The 3846-nt window shown below is 66.8% G+C and carries 6 protein-coding genes; all 6 read right to left on the reverse strand.

Annotation, left to right across the window (positions count from 1 at the left end):
* Positions 1 to 323 precede the first annotated feature (323 nt).
* The gene (locus NBW84_RS00995; RefSeq protein ID WP_250280806.1) at positions 324 to 704 is read right to left on the reverse strand and encodes a type II toxin-antitoxin system death-on-curing family toxin; all 381 of its coding nucleotides are present in this window, start codon (positions 702 to 704) and stop codon (positions 324 to 326) included.
* Positions 701 to 907, reverse strand: coding sequence for a ribbon-helix-helix domain-containing protein (locus tag NBW84_RS01000; protein WP_250280808.1), 207 nt, complete (start codon positions 905 to 907; stop codon positions 701 to 703). Before NBW84_RS01000 ends, NBW84_RS00995 begins: the two co-directional genes overlap by 4 nt.
* 105 nt (positions 908 to 1012) lie before the next feature.
* Complete coding sequence (locus NBW84_RS23965) at positions 1013 to 1141, reverse strand: hypothetical protein (protein WP_445548439.1); 129 nt, start codon at positions 1139 to 1141, stop codon at positions 1013 to 1015.
* A 205-nt stretch (positions 1142 to 1346) separates the two neighbouring features.
* Complete coding sequence (locus tag NBW84_RS01005) at positions 1347 to 1643, reverse strand: GlsB/YeaQ/YmgE family stress response membrane protein (protein ID WP_250280811.1); 297 nt, start codon at positions 1641 to 1643, stop codon at positions 1347 to 1349.
* Between the two features lie 623 nt (positions 1644 to 2266).
* The gene (locus tag NBW84_RS01010; RefSeq protein ID WP_250280813.1) at positions 2267 to 2557 is read right to left on the reverse strand and encodes a hypothetical protein; all 291 of its coding nucleotides are present in this window, start codon (positions 2555 to 2557) and stop codon (positions 2267 to 2269) included.
* Between the two features lie 540 nt (positions 2558 to 3097).
* The coding region (locus NBW84_RS01015) for an ATP-binding cassette domain-containing protein (RefSeq protein WP_250280815.1) at positions 3098 to 3846 on the reverse strand (749 nt) is incomplete at its 5' end.

The following is a 3846-nucleotide window of genomic DNA, read 5'->3' on the forward strand; positions in this document are numbered from 1 at the left end:
CAGTGGAGGGCTCGGCGGAGCCAGGAGGAAAACCGGAGGAGCCGGCGGGGCCGGTCGTCACAGGAGCCGTATCGCAGGCGTCAGCGGACACGACCGCCATTGTCGCCTGCCAAGGCCAGGAAGGTGCCCCCTGCCTGGCGTCCCGAGCCGGGCCGGCTCCAGGAACCGCGGATCCGGACCTATCAAGATCCAGATCTGTCATAAGTACAGTTATGATGACTACAGGTCTACAAGCACCTGGTCTACAAGCACTCGGTCGGAAGCAGGTTGTGGCAGCTCCTGGCGTCGTCAGCCTTCCGGCATGAGCTGGCCAGCCGTTGTGCTCAATCACCGTCCAACGGCACGACACGCAGCCGATGGGTGATCTCCTCGACGTCCGCGACGCCTTGGGCGACGTCCATGACAAGGTCGAACGCCTCGTCGTCGGAAAGGCCGGTCGCATGTCTGTTGACGTCGAGGAACACCACTGCCGCCAGCCAGGCCAGCCGCTTGTTGCCGTCGACCAGAGGGTGACTGCGGGCGATCGAGTGCAGGAGCGCGGCGGCCTTCGACGCGAGGGTCGGGTAGGCGTCCTGACCGAACGCGCTCGATCGCGCCCGGGCCGCCGCCGCGTCGAGCAGGCCGACGTCCTGTACCGGAGCGGTGCCCAGGCCGCGTACCAGGGTGAGCAGATCCTCCAGGTCCAGGTACTCGACAGGGCTCACACGCTGCCCAGGCGGGCGAGCACATCCCCCCACCGCTCGAGCATCCGATCAGCGCTGTCCCGCACCCGGGCAGCATGACCGGCCCGCTCGTAACGCTCCAGGACGGCACGTCGGATGATCTCCTGCCGGGAGGCGCCCTCGCTGGCTGCCAGCACCGTCAGGGCGTGCTCCAGCTCCTCGTCGGTACGTACCGTCAGGGCCATGTCGGTAACGATACCAGTCCGATACCAAGAACATCACAGCGTCGGACGGCAAACGATCGCCGCTTCCGCCGGCCGCTGTATGCCCACTGTTACCGGGACTCGCTGTTACCGGGAGCCGTACGGGTCGCGTAGCGGCTGGCTGGCGTATGCCTCCCGGACCGTCTGGTCGGCCCGCGCCGCCGGGCCCGGCGCTATCACGAGTTCAACCTCGGCAACAGGCCCAGGCACGCTCACAGTTTCCTCGTTTTTCTCTCCCTCGCCGCCCGCCGCGTTGGCCTGCTGGGAAGAAACCCTCCACATGAGACATGCTCTTAGTCGAATGTGGAGGGTGTCACAGTCCTGGGTGAGCCGCCGAGGAGAATCCCGCTCCCGGCGACTCACCCAGGACCTCAAGCTGCGCATGGGACGGATTCCCAGCCCGGCTCGGCCGGCCCCGCGTTTACCGGCGGACATACCTCTGGTGCCGATAGGAGCCGCGACCGTTCACAGCACGCCACGCCAGCAGTACCAGAACGGCACCGATTACGGAGCCGACGACACCGGAGGGCTGCAACGGACCCTCACCCGCATCCTTGTTGAATAGGGCATAACCGAGGAACCCGCCGACGAAGGATCCGACGATCCCGACGATTATGGTGCCCCCGATACCGATGCGGTCCGGACCGGGTAGTACCAGGCGGGCGACGGCACCGACGACGAGTCCGAGCAGCAGCGTGACGATGATGAACTCAACCATTGCCATTCCTCCTTGTCGTGATGATTACCGATGTGTTTTCCCCTGCCTTAACCTGCCGAATCTCTTGCTTCGTTTGATTCAGGTCACCATCGCCGGCTGCGGCCGGAGTCCGGCGCGGCGACGGTGACGGGCCGCCCGGTGCACGGGCGGCAGGACGATCTCGCCGGCAACCGCCCCACCGGTGGCGCCGGGGCCTGCCAGCCTGCGACGCGAGTGGCTTTGTCGCTGCTGGCCACGGTCTTCGCTGGCCACGGTCTTCGCTGGCCACGGTCTTCTCGACGGCCGCGGCAACCCGAGGTGATGCTCGACCTGCCCGCGGAAGGTCCCGGCGGCCTTGTCGCGGATACCTGGCGTCTTCTCGGTCGTCGCGGTAGCTTGTGGGTTCTGGCGGATCTTCGCCCGGGCCGTACCGGCCGTCTGCACAGCGGTGTCGCAGGTGCTGTGCGCGGTTGCCGCGACATGTATCGCGAGACCATCTGCCGCGCCGGCGATTTTCTATCCGGGATCGACGGCGTTTCTTCCGGAATCGGCGCTCATGGAATCCGGTCGCGAGAGGGCGGACTGTTCAGCCGTCGAAGATTCTCCCAGCAATCCGGCGATCTTTGCGACTGGGCGGGTGAAAGCTACGGTGAGGTCCGTACCGGTGATTCCGGCGCGTCTTCGCGTGCGGCACCGGCGGTCGGATTTTTCGCAGGCTCCCGTTCGATGATCATATCGTCCTCGAACATGATCGGAGGCGTGACCCTACGCTCGACGGACTCCTCTACGATATGCCGACGCCAGCGATCCCTGTAGATCGATACACCGAACCCAACCGCACCGACCATCATGAAGATCAGACCGACCGTGGGAAGGCTCAGCCCGGAGGAGTCCGCATGCACAGCGAACGCGAGGATGGCTCCCAGAGCCAACATCCCGAGACTCAATGCTATACCCATGCCTTCCCTATACCCATATCTCAGCTCGTATCACCTCGGAGTTGAGTCCAGGGGCGCGGCGTACGGCAAGTAGCGATCAGACGTCAGGAGACGACGGGGATCCGCTGGTCAGCAGCCACGTTTGTGATGTTCATAGGGGCTCAACAGAGTTCGTCGCCGTTCTCCGGCACCGCTTTCCCCTATTCGACCGATAGTCGATGTTGTTCCAGGTGCACGACGGATGGGACCATCGGCGGACAATCGCCCGTTTTATGGTGTTTTCGGCAGGGTGAAGAGCAGCCGTGCCACAGTCTGTTGCAACGACATGATCATACGAGAGTCCTCCACTCCCACCGGACCGGACCGGTGCGGGCAGAACCAGTTCCGGCCAGGCGTCGACGAGCAACGCCCGTCGACTCACCATGAGTGCGTGCGCCGGGCGGCCCGACGGTTGGCCCTCTCCTCACTCGGCAACGTGACGACCCGGCTCCGGGAGATCCAGGCTGTCCGTCACGATGATCGGCGTCCCGTGATGGCTCAGCGGTCGAGTTCGGTGAGCTTTCCGGCCTCGACGTGCAGGTGGCGGGTGACGTCGACGGCCGCGAGCATCTGCCGGTCGTGGGTGACGAGTACGAGGGTGCCCGGGTAGCCGTGCAGCGCCGACTCGAGCTGCTCGATCGCGGGCAGGTCGAGATGGTTGGTCGGCTCGTCGAGGATCAGCAGGTTCACCCCGCGCGCCTGCAGGAGCGCGAGCGCGGCCCGGGTCCGCTCCCCCGGTGACAGCGTGGCCGCGGCACGGCCGACGTGGTCGGCGCCCAGGGCGAACTTGGCCAGCAGGGTACGGGCGTCGGCGGTGGACATCTCGGGCCGGAAGCGGCCGAGGATGTCGAGCGGGGAGTCCGCCCCGGCGAACAGGCCGCGGGCCTGGTCGACCTCCCCGACGACCACACCCGGGCCCAGCGTCGCGGCACCGGCCGCCAGCGGGACCCGGCCGAGCATCGCGGCCAGCAGCGTCGTCTTGCCCGCCCCGTTCGGGCCGGTGAGCACGATCCGGTCGGCCCAGTCGACGTGGAGGTTCACCGGCCCGAGGGTGAAGGGGCCGCGCTGGACGACCGCGTCACGCAGCGTCGCGACGACCGCGCCCGAGCGTGGCGCCGCGCCGATGGTCATCCGCAGCTCCCACTCCTTGCGGGGCTCCGCGACCACCTCCAGGCGTTCGATCATCCGCTCGGTCTGGCGGGCCTTCGCGGCCTGCTTCTCCGACGTCTCGCCGCGCAGGTTCCGGC

Origin of the sequence: Protofrankia sp. CiP1_Cm_nod2 (genome assembly GCF_920664355.1) — a bacterium.
Classification (GTDB): domain Bacteria; phylum Actinomycetota; class Actinomycetes; order Frankiales; family Frankiaceae; genus Protofrankia.

Coding starts and splice junctions, on each gene's coding strand:
- NBW84_RS01000 (WP_250280808.1), bottom strand. CDS start 907: ATGGCCCTGACGGTACGTACCGACGAGGAGCTGGAGCACGCCCTGACG.
- NBW84_RS01005 (WP_250280811.1), bottom strand. CDS start 1,643: ATGGTTGAGTTCATCATCGTCACGCTGCTGCTCGGACTCGTCGTCGGT.
- NBW84_RS01010 (WP_250280813.1), bottom strand. CDS start 2,557: ATGTTGGCTCTGGGAGCCATCCTCGCGTTCGCTGTGCATGCGGACTCC.